The organism is Neisseria sp. HMSC064E01, assembly GCF_001808875.1.
Classification (GTDB): Bacteria; Pseudomonadota; Gammaproteobacteria; order Burkholderiales; family Neisseriaceae; genus Neisseria; species Neisseria sicca_A.
In genome coordinates this window covers 53,827-74,513 of sequence record NZ_KV794935.1, presented here as the reverse complement: position 1 = coordinate 74,513, position 20,687 = coordinate 53,827, and the positions used below count along the sequence as shown (strand labels likewise).

The window sequence follows — 20,687 nt, the reverse complement described above, 5'->3', positions numbered from 1 at the left end:
CCAAAGCAAAGGTCGTCTGAAAACCGATTCAGGTTTTCAGACGACCTTTTTTAACAGGGAAAACGTCTCCGAGCGATTATTTCAGATGAATCGTCGGTTGATAGCCTTTTGCCTCTTCCGAACCGTCAAACGGCACCACAACGCCATCCGCGTAAGTCACATACGCTTTGTATTTCACTGAGACATCGCCTTTAGGATTCAACGCGATAAACGGAAACGAAGTAAATTCGCCCGCTTCCATGCGGCCTTTGTAAGTAATGCTGACGATATTGCCTTCCGCATCTTTTTCTGTTTTATAAGTCCAACCCGGAACAGGATGAATGAACAACAGTTTCACACCTTCAGCAACCACCATTTTTACCCCGGTTACCGCCTTACCGCGATTGGTCGGCACATTCAGGCGGAAATGGTCTGATTTTCCAGAAATACTATCAACACCATTAGAATTATTGCGAATCGTAACATGCGCCTGAGCGTCCATCATCAATGCAGACAGCGCCAAAGCAGAAAACAATAGCTTTATTTTCATTGTGTTATCTCCGTATAAAGAGTGGATAAAAAGATCACCGTTGAAGGCTTGCCCGAATCCTAGCGGGTAAGGTGCCATCGGATAACGGAACAAGGGGAAAAAATAACAGCTGCTTAGACAACGCTGCGGCTTACAGGTTTCAACTTCATGCACGATATTATAAAATTCATTACCTTCCCAACATCCATACCGCCCCATGAACTACGCCCTAGATGCCCTATGGTGGAAACTCACCAACCCGTCCGTCCGCGACCTCGCCGCCCTGCTGACCGCCCCGCCGCTTTGGCAAAGCGGTTGCGAATTGAGCGTCCGCGAGTTATTGGGCGAACGCGGCTTCCGCTATCTTTTGGATTTGGACGGCAATCCCGCCCCCTTAGACGACTATCTCGCCGAACACGCCCCCTTCGGCAACCGCCTCGGCATCTACGCCGAACGCCTGCTTGCATTTTGGTTCGCCCACGCGCCGCATACCGAGCTACACGCCTATAACCTGCCCGTATTTTCAGACGACCTCACGCAAGGCGCCGCCGATTTCATCGCCTCCATCAACGGCAAACCCTACCATATCGAACTGACCTGCAAATATTACGGCAGCGACAGCGGCAAATCCGCAGACATGTGCGGACTCAATGCCAAAGACACCCTCGCCGCCAAAGCCGCCAAACTGCCCCACCAACTCGCCCTGTTTCAATCCTCCGAAGGCAGCGAAACCCTGCGGCAAAACCGCCTCCCCGACGCGCCGCAACCCGCCTCCGTCATACGCGGCATCGGCTTTTTCCCCGTCAGCGCAAATTCCGCTGAAGCCCCGCTGAACCCATACTGTTGGCGCGGAATCTTCATCCGCGACTGGTCGGCATATCCGACCCACGACGGCGCACGCTACCACCTCATCGACCGCATGGCATACCTTGCCCCCGCCCGCGTCGCCGAGGCGCAAACCCTGTCCGACCATGACGTCCGCCAAATTGAAAGCGGCTTAATCGCCAAACTCGAATTGCGCCCCGACGGCTTTTGGCATGAAATCGAACGCATCATGAAGGTCGTCTGAAACCCGATTCAACGTTTTCAGACGACCTTTCCAGTATAATCCAAGCCTTTCTTCCGATTGCGAATCCACCATGACCCCGATCCAACTCGACCATACCGCCAAAGTGCTGGCTGAAATGCTGACTTTCAAACAGCCTGCCGATGCCGTTTTATCCGGCTACTTCCGCGAACACAAAAAACTCGGCAGGCAAGACCGCCACGAAATTGCCGAAACCGCCTTCGCCGCCCTGCGCCATTATCAAAAAATCAGTGCCGTCCTGCGCCGTCCGCACGCCCAGCCGCGCAAAGCCGCGCTTGCCGCACTCGTCCTCGGCAGAAGCACCAACATTAGCCAAATCAAAGACCTGCTCGACGAAGAAGAAACCGAGTTCCTCGGCAGCCTCAAAGCGCGCAAAACCGAATTTTCAGACGACCTCCATACCGCCGCCGAATTGCCGCAATGGCTGGTGGAGCAACTGCAAAAACATTTCAGCGACGAAGAAATCCTCGCCTTCGGCCGCAGCATCAACCAAGCCGCGCCGCTCGACATCCGCGTCAACACGCTCAAAGGTAGACGCGACAAAGTGCTGCCCCTGCTTCAAGCCGAAAGCCCCAATGCAGAAGCCACACCCTATTCCCCTTGGGGCATCCGCCTGAAAAACAAAATCGCCCTCAACAAACACGAATTGTTTTTAGACGGCACGCTTGAAGTCCAAGACGAAGGCAGCCAGCTCCTCGCACTGCTTGTCGGTGCCAAACGCGGCGAAATCATCGTCGATTTCTGCGCCGGCGCAGGCGGCAAAACCCTCGCTGTCGGCGCGCAAATGGCAAATAAAGGCAGAATCTACGCCTTCGACATCGCCGAAAAACGCCTTGCCAACCTCAAGCCCCGCATGACCCGCGCCGGACTGACCAACATCCACCCCGAACGCATCAGCAGCGAACACGACAGCCGCATCGCTCGCCTGACCGGTAAAGCCGACCGCGTTTTGGTCGATGCTCCCTGCTCCGGCTTGGGCACGCTGCGTCGTAATCCCGACCTCAAATACCGCCAGTCGCCCGAAACCGTCGCCAAACTTTTGGAGCAGCAACACAGCATCCTCGATGCCGCCGCCAAACTGGTCAAACCGCAAGGCAGGCTGGTTTACGCCACTTGCAGCGTGTTGCCCGAAGAAAACGAAATGCAGGTCGAACGCTTTTTGGAAGAACACCCGGAATACGAACTCCTCGACTGCGCCGAGCTGCTCGCCGGTTTGAAAATCGATTTGAACACCGGCAAATACCTGCGCCTCGACTCGGCAAAACACCAAACCGACGGATTCTTTGCCGCCGTTTTGCAGCGTAAGGAATAAATGTTCAAATAAGGCGAAAACACACGAAAGGTCGTCTGAAAAATCGGATTCGGGTTTTCAGACGACCTTTTTAGCGTGGATTAAAGCGAATTTAATCGGGTAATGCCCGTCTGCCGAAATCTTTGAACGGATAAAAATATAGTGGATTAACTTTAAACCAGTACGGCGCTGCCTCGCCTTTCCGTACTATCTGCTGTTTGCGGCTTCGTCGCCTTGTCCTGATTTAAATTTAATCCACTATAATCCACTATAAGAACAGGCAAAGTACCCAGTTTCCCTAAAATCCAAACATACAAAAAGGTCGTCTGAAAATTTTCAGACGACCTTTTGCGTTGTTGAAACTTAAGCCAAAGAAGCGTTTACAAATGCGGTCAACTGACCTTTTGCCAAAGCGCCGACTTTGGTGGCGACGTTTTCGCCGTTTTTGAACACCATCAGCGTCGGAATACCGCGCACGCCGAATTTGGCGGGGGTGGCTTCGTTGTCGTCGATGTTGAGTTTAACGACTTTCAGACGACCTTCAAATTCGGCGGCGATGTCGTCCAAGATCGGAGCGATCATTTTGCAAGGGCCGCACCAAGGTGCCCAGAAGTCCAGCAATACGGGAACGTCGGATTTCAAAACGTCTTGTTCGAAATTTGCATCGGTGGTGTGGATAATCAGTTCGCTGCTCATGAGTTTTTCCTTTTTGTGTCAAATTGAATCAGATGTTGTGCAGGATAGGGCTTGGGGCTGAAAATTTCAAGTGTCGCCAAAGTGTAATAGTTTTTTTGTAAGGCCGCCATCGCGATTGGCTAATGTTTTTCAGACGACCTGCCCGACAAGTCAGCTTACCCTGAAGCTCATCAGATGGCGCGTGTAATCGCTGGAAGGGTTGGCAAATACGGTTTCGCAACCGCCCTCTTCGACGATTTTGCCGTCTTTCAACACCATCACGCGGTGCGACAGGGCGCGGATGACGGCGAGGTCGTGGCTGATGATGATGAGGCTGAGACCGTGTTTTTTCTGCAAATCGGCGAGCAGCTCCAGAATCTGTTGCTGCCATTGTACGTCGAGCGCGCTGGTGGGTTCGTCCAAAACGAGGATTTTCGGGCGGACGATGATGGCGCGGGCGATGGCGAGCCGCTGGCGTTGTCCGCCGGAAAAAGCGTGCGGATAGCGTTCGAGCGCGTCTTCAGGCAGCCCGACCTGCCGCAATACGTCTTGCACGCGCTGCCGCATTTCTGCGCGGGACAAATCGGGTTCGTGGACGCGCAGGGCTTCGGAAACGATATTAAAGACGTTCATGCGCGGGTTGAATGCGCCGAACGGGTCTTGGAACACCATTTGTATATCGCGTCTGGATTCGTGTTTCCAGTCTTCACTGTTGATTTTCAGACGACCTTCCGCATCGATAAGGTGCATCACGGCTTTTGCCAGCGTGGTTTTACCGCAGCCGCTTTCGCCGATGATGCCCAGCGTTTCGCCCGCCTTCAAATCGAAGGACACCGGCTCCAGCAGGGTTTTGCTGCGTTTTTTGAACCAACCCGCGGTTTCTTTGACGGCAACGGAAATCTGCTCCGCCTGCAAGACGGTGGTGGGATTGTCCGCCAAAGGTACGACCTTGCGTGCGGCACCGGCGTTCAACAGCATTTGCGTGTATTCGTGTTGCGGACGGGCGAACACTTCCGCCGCTGCGCCCGTTTCGACAATGCGTCCGCCGCGCATCACGGCGACGTCGTCTGCAAAGCGGCGGACAAGGTTCAGGTCGTGGGTGATGTAGAGCATGGTCATGTTGTGCGCCTGCTGCAAGCGCGCCAACAAATCGAGAATCTGCGCCTGCACGGCGATATCCAAGGCGGTGGTCGGTTCGTCGGCAATCAGGAGCTTGGGTTCGGCGGCAACCGCCATCGCAATCATTGCCCGCTGCCGCTGTCCGCCGGAAAGCTGGAAGGGATAGGCAAAGGCTTTCTGCTCCGGCTCGCGGATGCCGGTTTCCGCCAAGAGTTCGACCGCCCTCGCCCATGCCTGTTTTTTGTCCAAGCCCAGATGCAGGGTCAACACTTCGGCAATCTGCGCACCGACGCGCATCACGGGATTGAGCGCGGTCATCGGTTCTTGAAACACCATGCCGATTTCCCGCCCACGCAGCTTTTGCAGGGCACGTTCGGATTGGGTCAGCAAATCGTTGCCGTCAAATTTCAGATGCCCTTCAAACGACACCAGCGGATTCAGCCGCATAATGCCCTGTGCCAACACGGTTTTCCCGCTGCCGCTCTCGCCGACCAGTGCCAGTTTTCTGCCGGTCTGTACTGTCAGGCTGACATCGTGCAGGACTTGCTTGCCGGGGAAAAAGGCGTTTAGGTTTTCAATTTCAAGGATGTTCATGCTCATTTGAGTTGAGTATATACATCAGTAGAAAACTGACTAATTTTATTAAAACATTTTTCTAAAAATGGGATTACCTCAATAGGTGTCTTTCCATCTATAACCAATTTTTTCTTTTCCACGATAGAAAAACTGACGAAATCATCATCTTCTACTCCTTTTACTTTTGCCCCTGTAACATGAATTTCGCCCATTGTACCTAAATTTGTCTCGCTTCCATCATCATTCGAAACAAAAAATGTATTTTCTTTTAAAATTACTTCTCCATTATTAACATTTATAAATTCAAAAACAGGAACTCCTTCTGCATGTATAATAACATGATTATTTCCTTTATATTCTAATTCAATAAGCCCATTATGTTTAGCATGGTTAGTTAAACTACACATTGTTATTAACCAATCATCTCCATTATTTTTATGCGACTGTAAACTCTCTATATAATCATAAACTTTAGGATATTCATATTGAATTCCTGATAGATTCTTATTGATACTTCCTTCAAAATTTTCCTTAGTCTTCCCATATGGAAAATATATTCTATCTTTTGGTTTAGATAACATAGAATTTATATCTTGTGCTATATATTCTAGTGAGCTTCTAAGATTTTCAAGTATTGATTTAAACTTAACTTCATCAATAGCTTCCATTTTTTTTATTATATTTAATTCCTCTCGAATAGCTGTAAGCAATTTATCGACATGACTTTTTCTCATAACATTTCTTTCAAATAATTATTTTCGCTATCTAATCAACTTTAAATTTAATCATTGTAGCAAAAGAAATTCTACAGTATCTCTTAGTGTTATCTAAGCTTTTCAGACGACCTCTGATTCAAACCCGCAAACCGAGGTCGTCTGAACGCTGATTATCTTTGAAACTGCTCTTTCAACACCCGTTTCAACACTTTGCCCGTAGCGTTTTTCGGCAGTTCGTCTTTAAAGTAAATCTGTTTGGGGATTTTGAAATTCGCCAAATGTCCGCGCAAATGGGCGCGCACGTCGGCTTCGTCCAACGTTTCGCCGTCTTTGAGTTGGATAAAGGCGATGATTTCTTCGTCGGCATATTGGTCTTTTACGCCGATGACGGCTGCGGCTTCGACGGCGTCGAGTTTGTAAATCGCTTCTTCAATTTCGCGCGGATAAACGTTTTGCCCTTTGGAAATAATCAGGTCTTTTTTGCGGTCGACGATAAAGATGAAGCCGTCTTCGTCTATCGTGACAAAATCGCCTGTTTTCAGCCAGCCGTTGACGATGGCTTCGTCGGTGGCATCGCGCATATTCAGGTAGCCCTGCATGACCGAACCGCCTTTGACGATGAGTTCGCCCACTTCACCCGTCGGTACTTCGATCAATTCGTCGTTGACGGCTTTGACTTCCAATCCGGGCAAGGCGATGCCGACGCTGCGGGCTTTTTGCCTTTCGGGCGTGTTGACGGCGACAACGGGCGAGCATTCGCTCAAACCGTAGCCTTCCAAAAGCTTGGCACGCGGGAACTTCGCTTTAAAATCAAGGATGGTTTGTTCCGCCAAAGGCGCGCCGCCGCTGATAAACAGACGGACGCGGTTGAACCATCTGAAATACCAAGGGATTTTCGCTTTGCTCATGGCGGTATAAATCGCGGGGACGCCCAAAAACACAGTCGCGCGTTTGAGCAAAACCTGTTTCAAAACGTTGGAGAACGGGAAAACGGATTTCACCAAAATAATCGAACACGCCATATAAATCGGCAGCAATACCATAGCCGTCAGCGTAAAGCTGTGGAACATCGGCAGGAACACGACAAAACGGTCGCGTTTGGAAATCTTAAAAATGCGCTCGATGCCCTCAAGGTTGGAAAACAGGTTGCCATAGCTGATCAATGCGCCTTTGGGATGACCTGTCGTGCCGGAAGTGTAAATAATATGCGCCAAATCATCGATTTTTGGCTGGCGGCTCAAATCGGGCGTGCCCGAGAAACGGAGCGCTTCTTCAAAACGAACATCGGCTTCGTCCGCCGCTTTCGCCTCGCCTATCCAAATGATTTTCTCGACACGGGTCTGCTTCTTCAACCCCTTTAATTCTTTCTGCAAACCTGCCGACGCAAACATAAACCGCGCTTTGCAGTCATTCAAAATATACGCGTATTCGTTGTTTTTCAAAAACGTATTCATCGGTACGGCAACCGCGCCGATGGCGGAGACGGCAAAATAGGCGCTGATAAATTCGGGCGAATTGGATACCGCCAAAGCGACTTTGTCGCCGAATTTGACGCCCATATTTTGCAGATATGCGGCTACGGCATCGACTTCCCGCTTGAGCGCATCGTAAGTGGTTTTTTCTTTGTCGTTGAACACCGCAGTCCCTTTGCCGTTTTTACGGCAGGCAGCGTTCAGCATTTCGTAAAAGTTTGTGTTGTGTGTTTGATTCATTGAAATTCTTTAAAAATGAAGTGAGTAAAATATTATAGAGGTCGTCTGAAACTTCCAAAGGCGCGGGTCGCGCATTGATGTACGCCCGCAAAGACTCCGTGCTTATACTATCCCCTAGCGCGCACGTCAAACGCCTGACGCAAGCCCTCGCCTATCATCACCAGCAAAAGCAGCATAACCGTCAGCGTACCGACCGTGGACAAGCCTATCCACCAAGCGTCCAAGTTGTCCTTGCCCTGCGCCAAGAGTTCACCCAAACTCGCCTGCGACGCGGGAACGCCCAAACCGAGGAAATCCAAGCTGGTCAGCGCAAGCACCGCGCCGGAGATGCGGAAAGGCAGAAATGCCAATACGGGCGTCAGGCTGTTGGGCAGGATGTGCCGCCACATAATCGCGCGGTTGCCCACGCCCATCGAACGCGCCGCCAAAACGTAATCCGCCTGACGGTTTTTCAAAAACTCGGCGCGGACGTAGTCCGACAGACCCATCCAGCCGAACAGCGATAGCAACGCCAGCAATATCAACAAACTGGGATTGAAAAACGAAGACAGGATAATCAGCAGGTAAAGCTCTGGCATCCCGCCCCAGATTTCGATAAAACGCTGCATCAAAAGGTCGGTCTTGCCGCCGAAATAACCCTGCACCGCGCCGGTGATCACGCCGATTACGGTCGTTACCAAAGTCAGCGCAAGGGCGAACAACAGGGAATCGCGGAACCCGTAAACCAAACGCGCCAAGACATCGCGACCACGGTCGTCCGTGCCGAGCAAGTGCCTTTCGGACGGACTTGCAGGGTCGGGCTGCGTGTCGAAATCATTGAGCGTATCGGCATCGTAGGGATTGGGCAGATAAACGGCGTAATTGCCGTTTGACGTGATGTTGCCGCGTATCAGCGGGTCGAGGTAATCGGCAGGCGTGTCGAAATCGCCGCCGAACACAGTTTCGTTGTATTCGTTTACCAGCGGAAAATAATATTCGCCCTGATAACGTATCCACAAGGGTTTGTCGTTGCTCCACAAAGGCGCAAGCAGCGCGACGGCGAACAAAACAGCTAAAATCCGCAGCGCGAACCAGCCGCGTTTGTGTTGCTTGAAAGCCTGCCAAGTGGGGTTTGAGGTGTGTGTTTTCATAATTAGGTTGCACAAAGGTCGTCTGAATATTCAACCATGAGGATTACTTATAAGCCAACTTTTCCAATTCTGACTTATGCGCGGCAATTACGCGCTTTGCGCTATGCATGACCAACCGTTTGGTTGCTTCATCATCCTGCAATTCCATACGGACTACTTTTGCACCATCGTTTTTATGTTCGCGGCTTTCTTCAGAAATATCTTTTAAACGTTTAATCATATTTAACTCCATAATTCTTTAAGTTTTCAGACGACCTATTTCTGTCCGCCGAAATGAATGCGCGGATCGACCCACGAATAAGAAATATCCGACACCAATTTCGCCAGCAAACCCATCAGCGTGAACACATACAGCGTCCCCATCACCACCGGATAATCGCGCTTCATCACCGCCTCGTAGGAAAGCAGACCCAGCCCGTCGAGCGAGAACAAGGTTTCAATCAGCAGGCTGCCGGTGAAAAACGCGCCGATAAAGGCAGCGGGAAAGCCGGTAATCAGCGGAATCATCGCGTTGCGGAAAACGTGTTTCCACAAAATCTGCTTTTCCGGCAAACCCTTGGCGCGGGCGGTATAGACATATTGGCGGCGGATTTCTTCAAGAAACACGTTTTTCGTCAACACCGTCGTTACCGCCAGACTGCCTGCCACCGAAGCCGTAATCGGCAGCGCCATGTGCCACAGATAATCCTTGATTTTGCCCGCCCACGACAGCGTGTCAAAATCATCGCCGACCAAACCGCCCTGCGGGAACCACGCAAAAAAGCTGCCTCCGCCAAACAACACCAGCAGCACCAAACCCAACACAAACGGCGGTATGGTATAACCGACCAGCACCACCATTCCCGTTACCGCATCAAAACGGCTGCCGTCGCGCACCGCCTTGGCAATGCCCAACGGGATACAAATCAGATAAGTCAGGAAAAACGTCCACAAGCCCAAACTCATCGACACCGGCATTTTCTGTTTGACCAGCTCGAACACGGTTTCATGATGGAAAAAACTCTTGCCCAAATCAAAACGGGCAAACCGCCACACCATATCCGCAAACCGCGTCAACGGCGGCTTGTCGAAACCGTACAGCGCATTCAACGCCGCCAAATCTTCCGGACTGATGCGGTTGCCGTTTTTCATGATATTGCCCGCCGTCGCATTCGCCGTCTCGCCGCTGACCGCACCATGCGTCAACTGCTGCACCATCTGCTCCACCGGCCCGCCCGGCACGAATTGGATAACGGCAAAAGTAATCGCCAAAATCCCCAACAGAGTGGGGATCAAGAGTAATAGGCGGTGGAGGATGTAACGGTACATGCTTGGGGTATTCCTCTATTTGGGTTTTAAGGTCGTCTGAAAGACCATTACTGCTTTATATTCTTCTGACAATTGAAACAATAGACTTTACCGTGAAACTTAACTTTATTTTGCCAACAAAATTTGGCTACATTAGCAGTAACAGATTTCTTGCAGGAAGCGCAAAATAAGTGTTGCTCCTGTTTTGTATGATTTTGAACTATTGATGCCGTCTTCACTTCAGGTTGCTCTATTGGATCTACAATACCAAAACGTGCTTTCCAATCTACTTTTAACGGCTTATGCAAATTTGCTAACTTTTTAGCAAACTCTGTAATTGTTTTAGAAGATACCAATTTAAAACATGAAGCAGCTTGTTGAATTAATGTTGAAGGATGATTATCAAAAATGTCTTTATCAATTCTTTTTGCAATCTGTTCATTTTTGATAATTCTTTCTAACTCCCTCTTGTTTTCACTATTTTTTGGACGTTGAATGATTGCGGAATTCGCTACTAGAATCAAACTGTGTAGTGAAGGTACTATCTTCATTCCCATTCTCATAGGAAGCTCAATTTCATCACTTTTAAACAACCGCTTCAACAATAATTTATGTCTATTATTTTGTTCAAGAGGAGAGGCAATACCATAAGGCTTACCCTGATAAAATGCAGAAAACTCCCCGTATTCATTTATGGCTATACCCTCTCCAAATCTTTTGCTTTCACAAACATAAATTTCAAAAAAACGATTAATCATCAAATGATCAATTTGAGCAGCATCACCATTAAATTCAAACCGCAAATCATGTAGAATTGCCCAATTTGCATTATTTTTATAATGAAAATTGATTTGATAAGCCGCTTCCTGCTCCCCCTTCAAGCCAGATTGTATATTACGTATCTCTCGCTCAATCTGCTTCCTCTGATCTTGGCTAATATAAGGCAGCATAAGCAAGCTATTTAATTCAGCCAAATCATGTTCTCGCTTATCTGATTCCTTAATAATCACTATTATATTTCCCTTCTTGTTAACCTATTTCCCAAATTGGAGATATCAATCTTCCAAACAACCTTTTGACCTTGATCTGCTAATTTTTTCGCGGGCAGAGCCCACGCTACGCAGTTGCTTTATATTATTCTGACAGTTGAAACAATAGACTTCACTATCGTTTAGGTCGTCTGAAAATTGCAGCGGCAAACTTTCAGACGACCTTGCTTATTTCTCTAAAGCCTCTTGCAGTTTCTTCTCAATCAAATCCGCGTCAAACGACTTGGCAATCAGCTCGAAGCGCGAGTCGCGGCGCCATGAGACTTGGTTGGCGCCCCATTGCCCGTCCACCCAGTTGAGCCACACCCATGTGCCAAGCACTTGGAACACGCCTTTGGCGCGGACGAGGTCGTCTGTGAATTTGGGCAGGTCGTTGAAGAAGTTGGTCAGCTTTTCGCCGTCGAAATCGCGTCCGGCGGGGAAAGTGAAACCTTGCGACTGGAAGCCCATGGTGTTGTCCGGCAGGGCTTTGAGGCGGTAGCGTGATTTTTCGATGACAGGAATGTCAAGCCATTGGATGTCGAGTTGTGCGTTTTGGACTTCGACCACTTTGGCTTTGGGCGGGAACAGTTTTGCCGCTTTGTCGTGAAATTCGGCAAGCTGTTCGGGGGTGCATAAATCGGTTTTGCTGGCGACCAATACGTCGCAGATGCCGATTTGGTCTTTATACAATGCCTGCTGCGCGTAATCGGGGTTGATGAACTGGCGCGGATCGACGACGGTAAAGACAGCGCCGATTTCCAAAAGGCTGTCCAGCGGTTTGGCTTTCAATTCGTCGATGACGCTGGCGGCGTGCGCCAGTCCGCTTGCCTCAATCATCAGGCGGTCGGGTTTGGCATCGCGCAGCATTTTCTGTACGGTTACGCCCATTTGCGGGCCGGCTGTGCAACACAAACAGCCGCCGGCGATTTCTGCCACAGGGATGCCGTTGTCGCTCAATACCGCGCCGTCAATGCCGATTTCACCGAACTCATTGACGATGATGACCCATTTCTCGTTCGGGTCTTTCTGCTCCATCAGGCTTTTGAGCGCGGTGGTTTTGCCTGTTCCCAGAAAACCTGAAATCAGGTGGACTTTGGTTTTTTTCACTTCTGACATTTTTTACAGATTCCAGTTAAAACAACGTGTTCTTCTTTCAGCGCAAAGCCGCTTTCGGCAACGCCTGCGCGCAGTGCCGCCCATTCGTGGCTCAGGGTTTGCTCGTCCGCCGTGCCGCATTCGGTGCAGACCAAAATAAACGCGCTATGGTGCGCTTCGGCTTCTTCGTGGTCGTGGCAATGGTCGTCGCACTCATGCTGCGCGTGGCTGCACAAAATATAGCCGTTGACCGCCGCCACTTTGTGCAAAACGCCCTGCTCCGCCCAAAAATCAAGGGCGCGGTAGGCCGTCGGCGGCGCAACCACGCCCTCGCTTTGCTGCTGCATCTGCGACAAGACGTTGTAGGCTTTAATCACGCCGCTTTGCTGCAAAACGATATCGAGCACCTGCTCGCGCAAAGCGGTTACCTGTACGCCGTCACGGCGTGCCTGTTCGAGGATTTTTTGTTTGATTGCGTGTTTCATAAAGGCTTTCAGACGACCTTAAAATTCTGAACGGAGAGGATTACATTATAACGTGTTTATGTAAGATGCAGATATTCGGAGGTCGTCTGAAACCGAGCGCCACTGTTCAGACGACCCATCCCATCCAATCTGCCTATTTGAACCACAACTTAATCCGTGCAAACAAAGACATACTCTGTTTCTCGAAACTCTCCGCCTGTGCGGGCACGGGCAGCGTATTGCGGATCACTTTCATACCGGCAAACGTTTGGGCGACAGGCATGATTTCGATGGAATTGACGTTCATGTGCGCCGGACGCTGATAGAGCCACAAAGCCGTATCCGCAATGTCTTGCGGCCGGATGGATTCGACGTTCTCATAAACCTTTTCCGCCCGCTCGTCATCGCCCTTAAAGCGGACGTTGGAAAACTCGGTACCGCCGCACAAACCCGGCTCGATATTGGTAACGCGGATGTTTTTATCCGCCAATTCCGCGCGCAGGTTCATGCTGAACTGGCGCACAAACGCCTTGGTCGCGCCGTACACATTGCTGCCTTCATAGGCATAGCTGCCGGCAATCGAACCCAGATTCATGATATAGCCTTGTTTGCGCTCCGCCATTTGCGGCAGGATTTGACGCGTCAGGAAAGTCAGACCGACGATATTCGTTTGAATCATGGTTTCCCAATCGCTGAAATCTGCCTTGTCCGCCGTTTCCAAACCCAACGCCAACCCGGCGTTGTTGATCAGGCAATCGATTTCGGCAAAATTTTCAGGCAGGCTGTCGAGTGCGTTGCGTATCGACTCGGTACGCGAAACGTCCATTTCCAAAGGATAAAACCGCTCGCCCAACTCAGCCGCCAATGCCTGCAGTTTCTCGCCGCGCCGCGCCGCACCGATAACGAAATAACCTGCCTGAGCAAACGTGCGGCACATCGCCTCACCGAAACCTGCCGACGCGCCGGTAACCAAAATCGCCATAACTATTTCCTTTCTTTTCTCGTTTTGTAAACCCATTTCAGGTATGATTGCAACTTTTCAGACGACCTCTTCGGATGTCGTCTGAAAAATATGAATAACAAAATACTATCACAGGACACAAAAGCCATGAATACCAAACTCTTCTCAGCAGCCCTGCTCGCTGCACTGACTCTTTCCGCCTGCAGTGGCGGCGCACCTGCGCAACCCAAAGGCCCGATCTCCGAAGACCGTACCACTGCGTTCAAAGCCATGATGCCCGAGTTCTCCGGCATGGGCAAAATGGTAAAAGGCGAAGAGCCTTACGACGTAGAGAAATTCAAGCAGGCTGCGGCAACCTTTGCCGAAAGCAGTAAAAAACCTTTCACTTTCTTCCAATCTGACGACAAAGGCAACGGCCGCGCCCTGCCTGCGGTTTGGTCTGATGCGGCCAAATTCAAAGCCGAAGAGGACAAATTCACTGCTGCCGTTGAGAAACTGAACGCCGCCGCGCAAACCGGCAAGCTGGAAGAAATCAAAGCCGCTTACGGCGAAACCGGCGCAAGCTGCAAATCCTGCCACGACACCTTCCGCGCTCCGGAAGAATAAGCCGCTGCACTGACATACAAAAAGGTCGTCTGAAATCCGGTTTCAGACGACCTTTTTTTGATTTTTAATGATTGCCGTGCTTAATAATCGGTTTCAACGGCAATCCAGCCTGCGCGCAAACGCTTTCATGTTCCGTAAACGTCAAGTTTGACGGTTTGCCTGTCCGTTATCCTTGCTTTCACAAAAACGCTAAAAAGAAAACCCGTCGGATAATCGACGGGTTTTCGTATGGTGGCGGAGTAAGAGGGATTCGAACCCTCGATGCAGGTTGACCCCACATGCTTCCTTAGCAGGGAAGTGCCTTCAGCCTCTCAGCCATTACTCCTAAGGAAGTGCGTAATATACTGGTTTGGCTCGGGCGTGTCAAGCCGGGCTTCAGGGTATTTTTTAACCGTATGAAATCATTTGTATAAAATATAAAGAAGCGTGAAATTGTAGCCCGTATGCGGCGGCTGGTACAATTCATGCTTGGTTTCAGGATGTGATGAAAATGAATGATTTAATCGTATTGAACAAGCCTTATGGCGTGATTTGCCAGTTTTCGGCGCATGAAAAGTATGGGTGTTTGAAAGATTATGTGTCGCTGCCGGACTTTTATCCGGCGGGACGTTTGGATACGGACAGCGAGGGTTTGCTGCTGTTGACGAACGACGGGCGTTTGCAGGCGCGGATTGCGGATCCTAAGTTTAAGCTGGAGAAAACTTATTGGGCGCAGGTGGAAGGTTCGCCCGACGAAGCGAAGCTGGATATGCTGCGGCGCGGGGTGGATTTGGGGGATTTTGTCACGCGTCCGGCAAAGGTTCGCGTATTAGAGGCGGGCGAAGCGGATGTTTTGTGGCCGCGCGTGCCGCCTATCCGCATGCGTAAATCCGTGCCTGATTTTTGGGTGGAAATTCGGATTTCGGAAGGGAAAAACCGTCAGGTCAGGCGTATGACGGCTAAGGCGGGTTTTCCGTGTCTGCGTTTGGTCAGGGTGGCGATAGGTCGTCTGAATCTATTCGATTTGGGCTTGGCGCTTGGGCAATGGACGTTTGCGCCGCATAAGCCTTGATGGATGGCTGTTTATTAAATTAATAGGCTGAAATTGATTGGCTGATAACGAGAAAGGTCGTCTGAAAACCCTGCAATACGGTTTTCAGACGACCTTTGTTATTGGATATTAATGATGCGTATGACCGATTTGGAAGGTCAGGGTGGTGTAGTTCGCCTGTTTTTGGCACACGCTTTGATCGGGGAAATCGGCTTTGTGTTCTACGCTGGCTTTCCAAAAGCCTTGACGCAGGGGGATGATGCTGACTTCGCCTTTGTCGTCCGTGGTATCGGAGAAGGCTTGGGCTTCGGTTTTGTGGGTTTTGCTGCGGTCGCTGGTGTCGAAACCGTCAAATGTGGCGGTAACGGTGGCATTCGGCAGCGGTTCACCGTTGAAAAGGACGCGGACTTTGAAGCGTTCGCCAACGTGAACGTTGGCGGGGTTGTCCAGCGGAACGATTTCCAGATGTTGTCCGACTTGCTTGGTGATGACGGCGGTGTCTGCGCTTTCGTGTCCGACGTTGACGATGTTTTTACCGAACATTCGGGTTTGTTCACAATAGCTGGCGTCAGGCATTTCTTTGATGCTCGCCTGTTTCCAGCCTGCGCTGTTTTTAGACCAGAAGGTCGGTTGGTATTCGGCGGTAACGAGGTAGCTGCCGTCTTTGACAGGGAGTTTGCTGCGGTACTGGTAGTTGTACGTCCCTTTTTGAATCAGATTTTCTTTGCCTTTTTCGGTAACGAGCTGCATGGGCTTGCTGAAAATGTGCAGGCGGTCTTTGGCGATGGGTTCGAGTTCGGGGAACTCGCCGTAGCCCAATTCGGCTTGCAGGTATTCGCCGCCGTGTGTATGGGCGGTTTCGACCCAGACGCGGTGTGCTTGGGCGGTTGTGCTGAACAGGAGTGCGGATGCGATGAACAATGCGGTTTTTTTCATGGGTTCTCCAAATGTATCGGGTAGAAATTTGATTGGTTATAATATAACAATTTTATTTATAACAAAACGGTTTCATGAAAAAAAGGTCGTCTGAAAACAGGATTTCTGTTTTCAGACGACCTTTCGCTTAGCTGATGTTTAAGCGTTAACCGGCTTTAGAAGCAATCTGAGGTTTTCGTTTTTCACTTGCAACAGCAGATCGATATTGGGATGTTTGCCCGGATTGGCTTGCGCGTCGGCAACATGTTCGGCAAACCAATCCAAACCCTGCGCAGCAGCAGCATCGAGCTTGCCACCGAAATTCAATGCCAAAGCGTTGTAGAGTTTCAGCGAGCCTTGCTTGCCGGGCGCATTGGGGATGTGATGGACGGCCTTGCCTTGTGCGTCAAGGATGTCGAGTCCGCTCAAATGACCGATGTCGGGCATGGCGGCGAGGTTGTCTTGGAAGCTCATGGTTGTCCTTTCTAACATGGGATTTTCAACGAAAAATACCTTATATAGTGGATTAACTTTAAACCAGTACGGCGCTGCCTCGCCTTTCCGTACTATCTGTACTGTCTGCGGCTTCGTCGCCTTGTCCTGACTTAAAGTTAATCCACTATAAAAAGGTCGTCTGAAACCCATACATTCAGTTTCAGACGACCTCAAATCACGAATCAGCGCGTACCGAAAATCTTATCGCCCGCATCGCCCAAGCCGGGGATGATGTAGCCGTTTTCGTTCAGATGGCTGTCGAGGGCGGCAGTGTAGATGGTGACGTCGGGATGCGCTTCATTGACGGCTTTGACGCCTTCGGGCGCGGCAACGAGTACCAACGCTTTGATATTTTTGCAGCCTTTCGCCTTCAACAGGTCGATGGTGGCCACCATAGAGCCGCCGGTCGCGAGCATGGGGTCGATAATCAGCGCGGGGCGTTCGTCCATGCTGTCCACGAATTTTTCAAAATAGGAAACGGGTTTGAGCGTTTCTTCGTCGCGCTGCAATCCGACCACGCTGATTTTGGCAGTCGGAATCAGGTCGAGCACGCCGTCGAGCATACCCAAACCAGCACGCAAAATCGGGACGACGGTCAAGGTTTTGCCCTTGATGCGGTCGCCTTCGATTTGACCGCACCAGCCGTCGATAATGTATTTTTCGATTTCAAAATCACGGCTGGCTTCGTAAGCCATCAGGCGCGCCAGCTCGGTAGTGAGGGTGCGGAATTTGTAAGTGCTGCAATCGGCCTCGCGCATGAGCGTGAGTTTGTGGCGGACAAGGGGGTGATTGATAACGGTTACGTTCATTTGGCAGGCCTCGGATTGTTTTTGAATGGCTGTAATTATACTTTTTTTTATAACGAAACAAAATAAAGGATACGCAACGGCGGCTTATTTTCTGCGATCTTCAGGCTTACGTTTCCCCAATGGTTTTGCCCCGCCCTTCTATCCGGCGATTTAAACCGCTCCCTACACCTTCACCCGACACCCCGACTTCGGGCTTTTATATACTTTTTCCAGCAGCCCCAGCACTTCCGCCACTTGGCGCGGCTGTACCGCTGCGGGAGATTTGCCTTGCAGCGCGTCATAAAGGTTTTCATAAAACGCCGCATAATTGCCGCTGACGCTTTCGATTTTCTTGCGGACAACCACCCCGTCTATTTCGGTATGCAGGATGCCCCATTCGTCTTCCGGCTCACGGTTCCACGCTCCGACAGGTTGCGCGCCGCCGCTCAGCAGAGCTTCTTGGTTATCGGCATTTTGTTTGACGTATGAACCTCGTTTGCCGTGCAAAGTCATGAACGGCAAAGGTTCGCGGGCATATTTGCTTGCGGTCAGGGCGATTTTTTTGCCGTCGGCGTAATAAAGCGCGATATAGAAATTGTCGTCGCTGAGCGCTCCTTCATGCTGATAGCGCACATCGGCATAAAGTTCGTCAGGCATCCCGAAAATATCGACCGCCATATCCATGAGGTGCGAACCCAAATCGTACACCAGCCCTACGCCCGCCTCGCCCGTTTCCTTCCAGCGTTTTTTGTTCAAGGCAGCCGCATAACGCTCGAAACGGAACTCCGCATCCACAATTTCACCTAAAAGGTCGTCTGAAAGCAGCTTTTTGGCAGTCAGCGGCGCGCTGTCCCAACGGCGGTTTTGGTAAACAGTCAGCAATACGCCCTGCCGTTCGGCAAGTTCCGCCAGTTCCAAGGCTTGCACCGCCGTGGCGCACAACGGTTTTTCCACCACCACATTTTTACCCGCACGCAAAGCCTGAGCGGCAAAATCGAAATGCGTCTGGTTCGGCGTGGTCACGACCACTAAATCCACATCGTCGGTAAGCAACTCCTCAAACGAACGCACGGTCTGCGCCTGCGGCAGGACTACCTGAGCTTTGTTGCCGCTGCGTTCAAACACGCGCACAACTTCAAACCGCGCATCCGCACGCCAAAACGGCAGATGGAACACCTGCGCCGACATGCCGAACCCCGCCAATCCGATTTTGATTTTCTGCATAGCCAAACTCCTTTTCAGACGGCCTCAAATTGCCGTATATCCGTTATAATACCGCATTTATTTCACACAGGCCGTCTGAAAACAAAGTTGAAACGGCCGCCGCCGTTTAAGGAAAACCATGAGAAAACCGCAACGCGGCTATGCCCGCCAAGACCGTGTCAAAGAACAAATCATGCGCGAACTGGCCGAGCTGGTCCGCACCGGCCTGAAAGACCCGCGCGCAGGCTTCATCACCATCAACGAAGTCGAAGTCACCCGCGATTACAGCCACGCCACCGTGTTCTACACCGTCCTCGACGACAGCACCCGCGACATTACCGAAGAAGCCTTGGAACACGCCAAAGGCCACTTGCGCAGCGAGCTGGCCAAACGCATCAAACTCTTCAAAACGCCCGAACTGCACTTCAAATACGACGAATCGCTCGAACGCGGCATGAGCATTTCCAGCCTCATCGACCAAGTGGCAGCGGAAAAGCCGGTGGAAGATTAAAGGTAAAGGTCGTCTGAAAAACGCCGCAGTCAAAGCGCGAACCTGTTTTCAGACGACCTTTTGCAATCTTTCCCACCCATACAACTGCCACTTACCCTTCCCCATCATGACCGCCAAACCCGCCAAACGCCCCGTCAACGGCGTCCTCCTGCTCGACAAGCCCGAAGGACTTTCCAGCAACACCGCCCTGCAAAAAACCCGCCGTCTCTACAACGCCGAGAAAGCGGGGCATACCGGCGTACTCGATCCTTTGGCAACCGGACTTTTGCCCGTCTGCTTCGGCGAAGCGACCAAGTTCGCCCAATACCTGCTGGATGCCGATAAAGCCTACACCGCCACGCTGAAACTCGGCGAAGCCAGCAGCACCGGCGATGCAGAAGGTGAAATCATCGCCACTGCCCGCGCCGATATTTCCTTAGCCGAATTTCAGACGGCATGCCAAGCCCTGACAGGCAACATCCGCCAAGTACCGCCGATGTTTTCCGCCCTCAAACACGAAGGCAAACCGCTGTACGAATACGCCCGAAAAGGCATCGTCATCGAACGCAAACCGCGTGATATCACCATTTACGCCATCGATATTACCGAGTTTGACGCGTCCAAAGCCGTCATCGACGTACGTTGCAGCAAAGGCACCTACATCCGCACCCTCAGCGAAGACATCGCCAAACACATCGGCACATTCGCCCACCTGACCGCCCTGCGCCGCACCGAAACTGCCGGTTTCACCATCCGCGAAAGCCACACGCTCGAAGCCTTGGCAGAATTAAACGAAACCGAACGCGACACCCTGCTCCTGCCCTGCGACGTTTTAGTGCGGCACCTCCCCAAAATCGAACTGAACGACCGCGCCGTAACCATGCTCAAATGCGGCCAGCGCCCGCAGTTTACCGAGAACATCCCCGCCGACCAGCCCATCCGCATTTACGACAGAAGCGGAACATTTATCGGCCTGGTGGAATACCAAAAAGAAATCGGCCGCCTCAAAGCCCTGCGGCTGATGAATACGGCGAAAGACTGAATGGTTTGATGATCAACTGAAAATATAGGAAAGGTCGTCTGAAAACACGGAAACCGGTTTTCAGACGACCTTTTTTTGCAAACTATGTTTTGGTTGCCAGCCGGTCTAGAAAAGATAACGCGATGTAGCGTGGGCTTTGCCCACGAAGATGATAAGTAAAAAAGCTGCCGAAACTTTCTCTATTATCCGCGGGCAAAGCCCACGCTACGGGTTTTAACCGACTATAGTGCAATGAATGCAAAACAGGTCGTCTGAAAACGTACAACTCCTGTTTCAGACGACCTCTTACCCATAAAAACCGCAAGTATGAAACCTACGGGTTACTGTTAAATTCGTAGCGTGGGCTTTGCCCACGAAGATGATGAGTAAAAAAAGCTGTTGAAACTTTCTCTATTATCCGCGGGCAAAGCCCGCGCTACGGGTTTCAACCGACCATAGTGCAATGAATGCAAAACAGGTCGTCTGA

General features: G+C 50.9%; 22 protein-coding genes, 1 tRNA gene and 1 pseudogene. 6 read left to right on the top strand and 18 right to left on the bottom strand.

The window, feature by feature from the left end:
* Positions 1-76: 76 nt before the first annotated feature.
* Positions 77-529, bottom strand: a complete 453-nt coding sequence (locus HMPREF2572_RS06615; protein ID WP_070497089.1) for a DUF1775 domain-containing protein — start codon at positions 527-529, stop codon at positions 77-79.
* A gap of 196 nt (positions 530-725) precedes the next feature.
* Here HMPREF2572_RS06615 and HMPREF2572_RS06610 point away from each other — a divergent pair, with 196 nt between their 5' ends.
* Both HMPREF2572_RS06610 and HMPREF2572_RS06605 read left to right on the top strand, forming a co-directional pair.
* A complete protein-coding gene (locus HMPREF2572_RS06610; RefSeq protein WP_070497086.1) occupies positions 726-1,577 on the top strand; it encodes a DUF1853 family protein in 852 nt (283 codons plus the stop codon).
* 70 nt (positions 1,578-1,647) lie between these two features.
* The gene (locus tag HMPREF2572_RS06605; RefSeq protein WP_070497083.1) at positions 1,648-2,907 is read left to right on the top strand and encodes an RsmB/NOP family class I SAM-dependent RNA methyltransferase; all 1,260 of its coding nucleotides are present in this window, start codon (positions 1,648-1,650) and stop codon (positions 2,905-2,907) included.
* A gap of 342 nt (positions 2,908-3,249) precedes the next feature.
* Here the strand turns inward: HMPREF2572_RS06605 and trxA are convergent, their stop codons facing one another.
* The 11 genes from trxA to HMPREF2572_RS06555 all read right to left on the bottom strand — a co-directional run bounded on the left by trxA (position 3,250) and on the right by HMPREF2572_RS06555 (position 13,673).
* The gene (trxA, locus tag HMPREF2572_RS06600; protein ID WP_049223229.1) at positions 3,250-3,582 is read right to left on the bottom strand and encodes a thioredoxin TrxA; all 333 of its coding nucleotides are present in this window, start codon (positions 3,580-3,582) and stop codon (positions 3,250-3,252) included.
* A gap of 150 nt (positions 3,583-3,732) precedes the next feature.
* On the bottom strand, positions 3,733-5,280 hold the full coding sequence (locus tag HMPREF2572_RS06595) for an ABC transporter ATP-binding protein (protein ID WP_070497080.1): 1,548 nt from the start codon (positions 5,278-5,280) through the stop codon (positions 3,733-3,735).
* Positions 5,277-5,990, bottom strand: a complete 714-nt coding sequence (locus HMPREF2572_RS06590) for a hypothetical protein (protein ID WP_070497077.1) — start codon at positions 5,988-5,990, stop codon at positions 5,277-5,279. Before HMPREF2572_RS06590 ends, HMPREF2572_RS06595 begins: the two co-directional genes overlap by 4 nt.
* Before the next feature lie 152 nt (positions 5,991-6,142).
* Positions 6,143-7,684, bottom strand: a complete 1,542-nt coding sequence (locus HMPREF2572_RS06585; protein WP_070497074.1) for a fatty acid--CoA ligase — start codon at positions 7,682-7,684, stop codon at positions 6,143-6,145.
* A gap of 107 nt (positions 7,685-7,791) precedes the next feature.
* Positions 7,792-8,814: an ABC transporter permease gene (locus tag HMPREF2572_RS06580; protein WP_070497071.1), complete on the bottom strand. Its 1,023-nt coding sequence runs from the start codon at positions 8,812-8,814 to the stop codon at positions 7,792-7,794.
* Between the two features lie 43 nt (positions 8,815-8,857).
* Positions 8,858-9,034, bottom strand: a complete 177-nt coding sequence (locus HMPREF2572_RS14565) for a hypothetical protein (protein WP_167390275.1) — start codon at positions 9,032-9,034, stop codon at positions 8,858-8,860.
* Positions 9,035-9,069: 35 nt separating this feature from the next.
* Positions 9,070-10,122 (bottom strand): ABC transporter permease subunit, encoded by a 1,053-nt coding sequence (locus tag HMPREF2572_RS06575; protein ID WP_016687013.1) that lies wholly within the window; start codon positions 10,120-10,122, stop codon positions 9,070-9,072.
* A gap of 47 nt (positions 10,123-10,169) precedes the next feature.
* A complete protein-coding gene (locus HMPREF2572_RS06570) occupies positions 10,170-11,111 on the bottom strand; it encodes a nuclease-related domain-containing protein (RefSeq protein WP_070497068.1) in 942 nt (313 codons plus the stop codon).
* Between the two features lie 207 nt (positions 11,112-11,318).
* Positions 11,319-12,248: a CobW family GTP-binding protein gene (locus HMPREF2572_RS06565; protein ID WP_019271481.1), complete on the bottom strand. Its 930-nt coding sequence runs from the start codon at positions 12,246-12,248 to the stop codon at positions 11,319-11,321.
* Positions 12,236-12,712, bottom strand: a complete 477-nt coding sequence (locus HMPREF2572_RS06560; RefSeq protein WP_003744587.1) for a Fur family transcriptional regulator — start codon at positions 12,710-12,712, stop codon at positions 12,236-12,238. The genes HMPREF2572_RS06565 and HMPREF2572_RS06560 overlap by 13 nt, the downstream gene beginning before the upstream one ends.
* Before the next feature lie 133 nt (positions 12,713-12,845).
* Positions 12,846-13,673, bottom strand: a complete 828-nt coding sequence (locus tag HMPREF2572_RS06555; RefSeq protein ID WP_070497065.1) for an SDR family oxidoreductase — start codon at positions 13,671-13,673, stop codon at positions 12,846-12,848.
* A 126-nt stretch (positions 13,674-13,799) separates the two neighbouring features.
* On the opposite strand from HMPREF2572_RS06555, the gene HMPREF2572_RS06550 reads away from it, so the two are divergent.
* Positions 13,800-14,258: a c-type cytochrome gene (locus HMPREF2572_RS06550; RefSeq protein ID WP_070497062.1), complete on the top strand. Its 459-nt coding sequence runs from the start codon at positions 13,800-13,802 to the stop codon at positions 14,256-14,258.
* Positions 14,259-14,490: 232 nt separating this feature from the next.
* Here the strand turns inward: HMPREF2572_RS06550 and HMPREF2572_RS06545 are convergent.
* Positions 14,491-14,583 (bottom strand) — tRNA-Ser (locus tag HMPREF2572_RS06545).
* A 165-nt stretch (positions 14,584-14,748) separates the two neighbouring features.
* On the opposite strand from HMPREF2572_RS06545, the gene HMPREF2572_RS06540 reads away from it, so the two are divergent.
* Positions 14,749-15,309: a pseudouridine synthase gene (locus tag HMPREF2572_RS06540; protein WP_070497104.1), complete on the top strand. Its 561-nt coding sequence runs from the start codon at positions 14,749-14,751 to the stop codon at positions 15,307-15,309.
* 108 nt (positions 15,310-15,417) lie between these two features.
* On the opposite strand, the gene HMPREF2572_RS06535 is transcribed toward HMPREF2572_RS06540, so the two are convergent.
* The 5 genes and pseudogenes from HMPREF2572_RS06535 to HMPREF2572_RS06520 form a co-directional block, all read right to left on the bottom strand.
* Entirely contained in the window at positions 15,418-16,224 is an 807-nt protein-coding gene (locus HMPREF2572_RS06535) for a DUF4198 domain-containing protein (RefSeq protein ID WP_070497059.1), read from the bottom strand.
* A 138-nt stretch (positions 16,225-16,362) separates the two neighbouring features.
* Positions 16,363-16,677: a DUF2322 family protein gene (locus HMPREF2572_RS06530; RefSeq protein ID WP_070497055.1), complete on the bottom strand. Its 315-nt coding sequence runs from the start codon at positions 16,675-16,677 to the stop codon at positions 16,363-16,365.
* Positions 16,678-16,713: 36 nt separating this feature from the next.
* Positions 16,714-16,827 (bottom strand): annotated as a pseudogene (locus HMPREF2572_RS14825) (IS5/IS1182 family transposase); the annotation flags it as partial.
* A 53-nt stretch (positions 16,828-16,880) separates the two neighbouring features.
* Positions 16,881-17,507 carry a uracil phosphoribosyltransferase gene (gene upp / locus HMPREF2572_RS06525; RefSeq protein WP_003744890.1) on the bottom strand — a complete coding sequence of 209 codons (627 nt, stop codon included), beginning with the start codon at positions 17,505-17,507 and terminating at the stop codon, positions 16,881-16,883.
* A gap of 162 nt (positions 17,508-17,669) precedes the next feature.
* Positions 17,670-18,710 carry a Gfo/Idh/MocA family oxidoreductase gene (locus tag HMPREF2572_RS06520; RefSeq protein ID WP_070497052.1) on the bottom strand — a complete coding sequence of 347 codons (1,041 nt, stop codon included), beginning with the start codon at positions 18,708-18,710 and terminating at the stop codon, positions 17,670-17,672.
* Between the two features lie 118 nt (positions 18,711-18,828).
* On the opposite strand from HMPREF2572_RS06520, the gene rbfA reads away from it, so the two are divergent.
* Both rbfA and truB read left to right on the top strand, forming a co-directional pair.
* Entirely contained in the window at positions 18,829-19,200 is a 372-nt protein-coding gene (gene rbfA, locus HMPREF2572_RS06515; RefSeq protein ID WP_003685554.1) for a 30S ribosome-binding factor RbfA, read from the top strand.
* Between the two features lie 106 nt (positions 19,201-19,306).
* Positions 19,307-20,221: a tRNA pseudouridine(55) synthase TruB gene (gene truB / locus HMPREF2572_RS06510; protein ID WP_070497049.1), complete on the top strand. Its 915-nt coding sequence runs from the start codon at positions 19,307-19,309 to the stop codon at positions 20,219-20,221.
* Positions 20,222-20,687: the final 466 nt, after the last annotated feature.

Coding starts and splice junctions, on each gene's coding strand:
- HMPREF2572_RS06595 (WP_070497080.1), bottom strand. CDS start 5,280: ATGAGCATGAACATCCTTGAAATTGAAAACCTAAACGCCTTTTTCCCC.
- HMPREF2572_RS14565 (WP_167390275.1), bottom strand. CDS start 9,034: ATGATTAAACGTTTAAAAGATATTTCTGAAGAAAGCCGCGAACATAAA.
- HMPREF2572_RS06580 (WP_070497071.1), bottom strand. CDS start 8,814: ATGAAAACACACACCTCAAACCCCACTTGGCAGGCTTTCAAGCAACAC.
- HMPREF2572_RS06615 (WP_070497089.1), bottom strand. CDS start 529: ATGAAAATAAAGCTATTGTTTTCTGCTTTGGCGCTGTCTGCATTGATG.
- HMPREF2572_RS06520 (WP_070497052.1), bottom strand. CDS start 18,710: ATGCAGAAAATCAAAATCGGATTGGCGGGGTTCGGCATGTCGGCGCAG.
- truB (WP_070497049.1), top strand. CDS start 19,307: ATGACCGCCAAACCCGCCAAACGCCCCGTCAACGGCGTCCTCCTGCTC.
- trxA (WP_049223229.1), bottom strand. CDS start 3,582: ATGAGCAGCGAACTGATTATCCACACCACCGATGCAAATTTCGAACAA.
- HMPREF2572_RS06555 (WP_070497065.1), bottom strand. CDS start 13,673: ATGGCGATTTTGGTTACCGGCGCGTCGGCAGGTTTCGGTGAGGCGATG.
- HMPREF2572_RS06605 (WP_070497083.1), top strand. CDS start 1,648: ATGACCCCGATCCAACTCGACCATACCGCCAAAGTGCTGGCTGAAATG.
- HMPREF2572_RS06565 (WP_019271481.1), bottom strand. CDS start 12,248: ATGTCAGAAGTGAAAAAAACCAAAGTCCACCTGATTTCAGGTTTTCTG.
- rbfA (WP_003685554.1), top strand. CDS start 18,829: ATGAGAAAACCGCAACGCGGCTATGCCCGCCAAGACCGTGTCAAAGAA.
- HMPREF2572_RS06585 (WP_070497074.1), bottom strand. CDS start 7,684: ATGAATCAAACACACAACACAAACTTTTACGAAATGCTGAACGCTGCC.
- HMPREF2572_RS06540 (WP_070497104.1), top strand. CDS start 14,749: ATGAATGATTTAATCGTATTGAACAAGCCTTATGGCGTGATTTGCCAG.
- HMPREF2572_RS06610 (WP_070497086.1), top strand. CDS start 726: ATGAACTACGCCCTAGATGCCCTATGGTGGAAACTCACCAACCCGTCC.
- HMPREF2572_RS06530 (WP_070497055.1), bottom strand. CDS start 16,677: ATGAGCTTCCAAGACAACCTCGCCGCCATGCCCGACATCGGTCATTTG.
- HMPREF2572_RS06535 (WP_070497059.1), bottom strand. CDS start 16,224: ATGAAAAAAACCGCATTGTTCATCGCATCCGCACTCCTGTTCAGCACA.
- HMPREF2572_RS06590 (WP_070497077.1), bottom strand. CDS start 5,990: ATGAGAAAAAGTCATGTCGATAAATTGCTTACAGCTATTCGAGAGGAA.
- HMPREF2572_RS06575 (WP_016687013.1), bottom strand. CDS start 10,122: ATGTACCGTTACATCCTCCACCGCCTATTACTCTTGATCCCCACTCTG.
- HMPREF2572_RS06550 (WP_070497062.1), top strand. CDS start 13,800: ATGAATACCAAACTCTTCTCAGCAGCCCTGCTCGCTGCACTGACTCTT.
- HMPREF2572_RS06560 (WP_003744587.1), bottom strand. CDS start 12,712: ATGAAACACGCAATCAAACAAAAAATCCTCGAACAGGCACGCCGTGAC.
- upp (WP_003744890.1), bottom strand. CDS start 17,507: ATGAACGTAACCGTTATCAATCACCCCCTTGTCCGCCACAAACTCACG.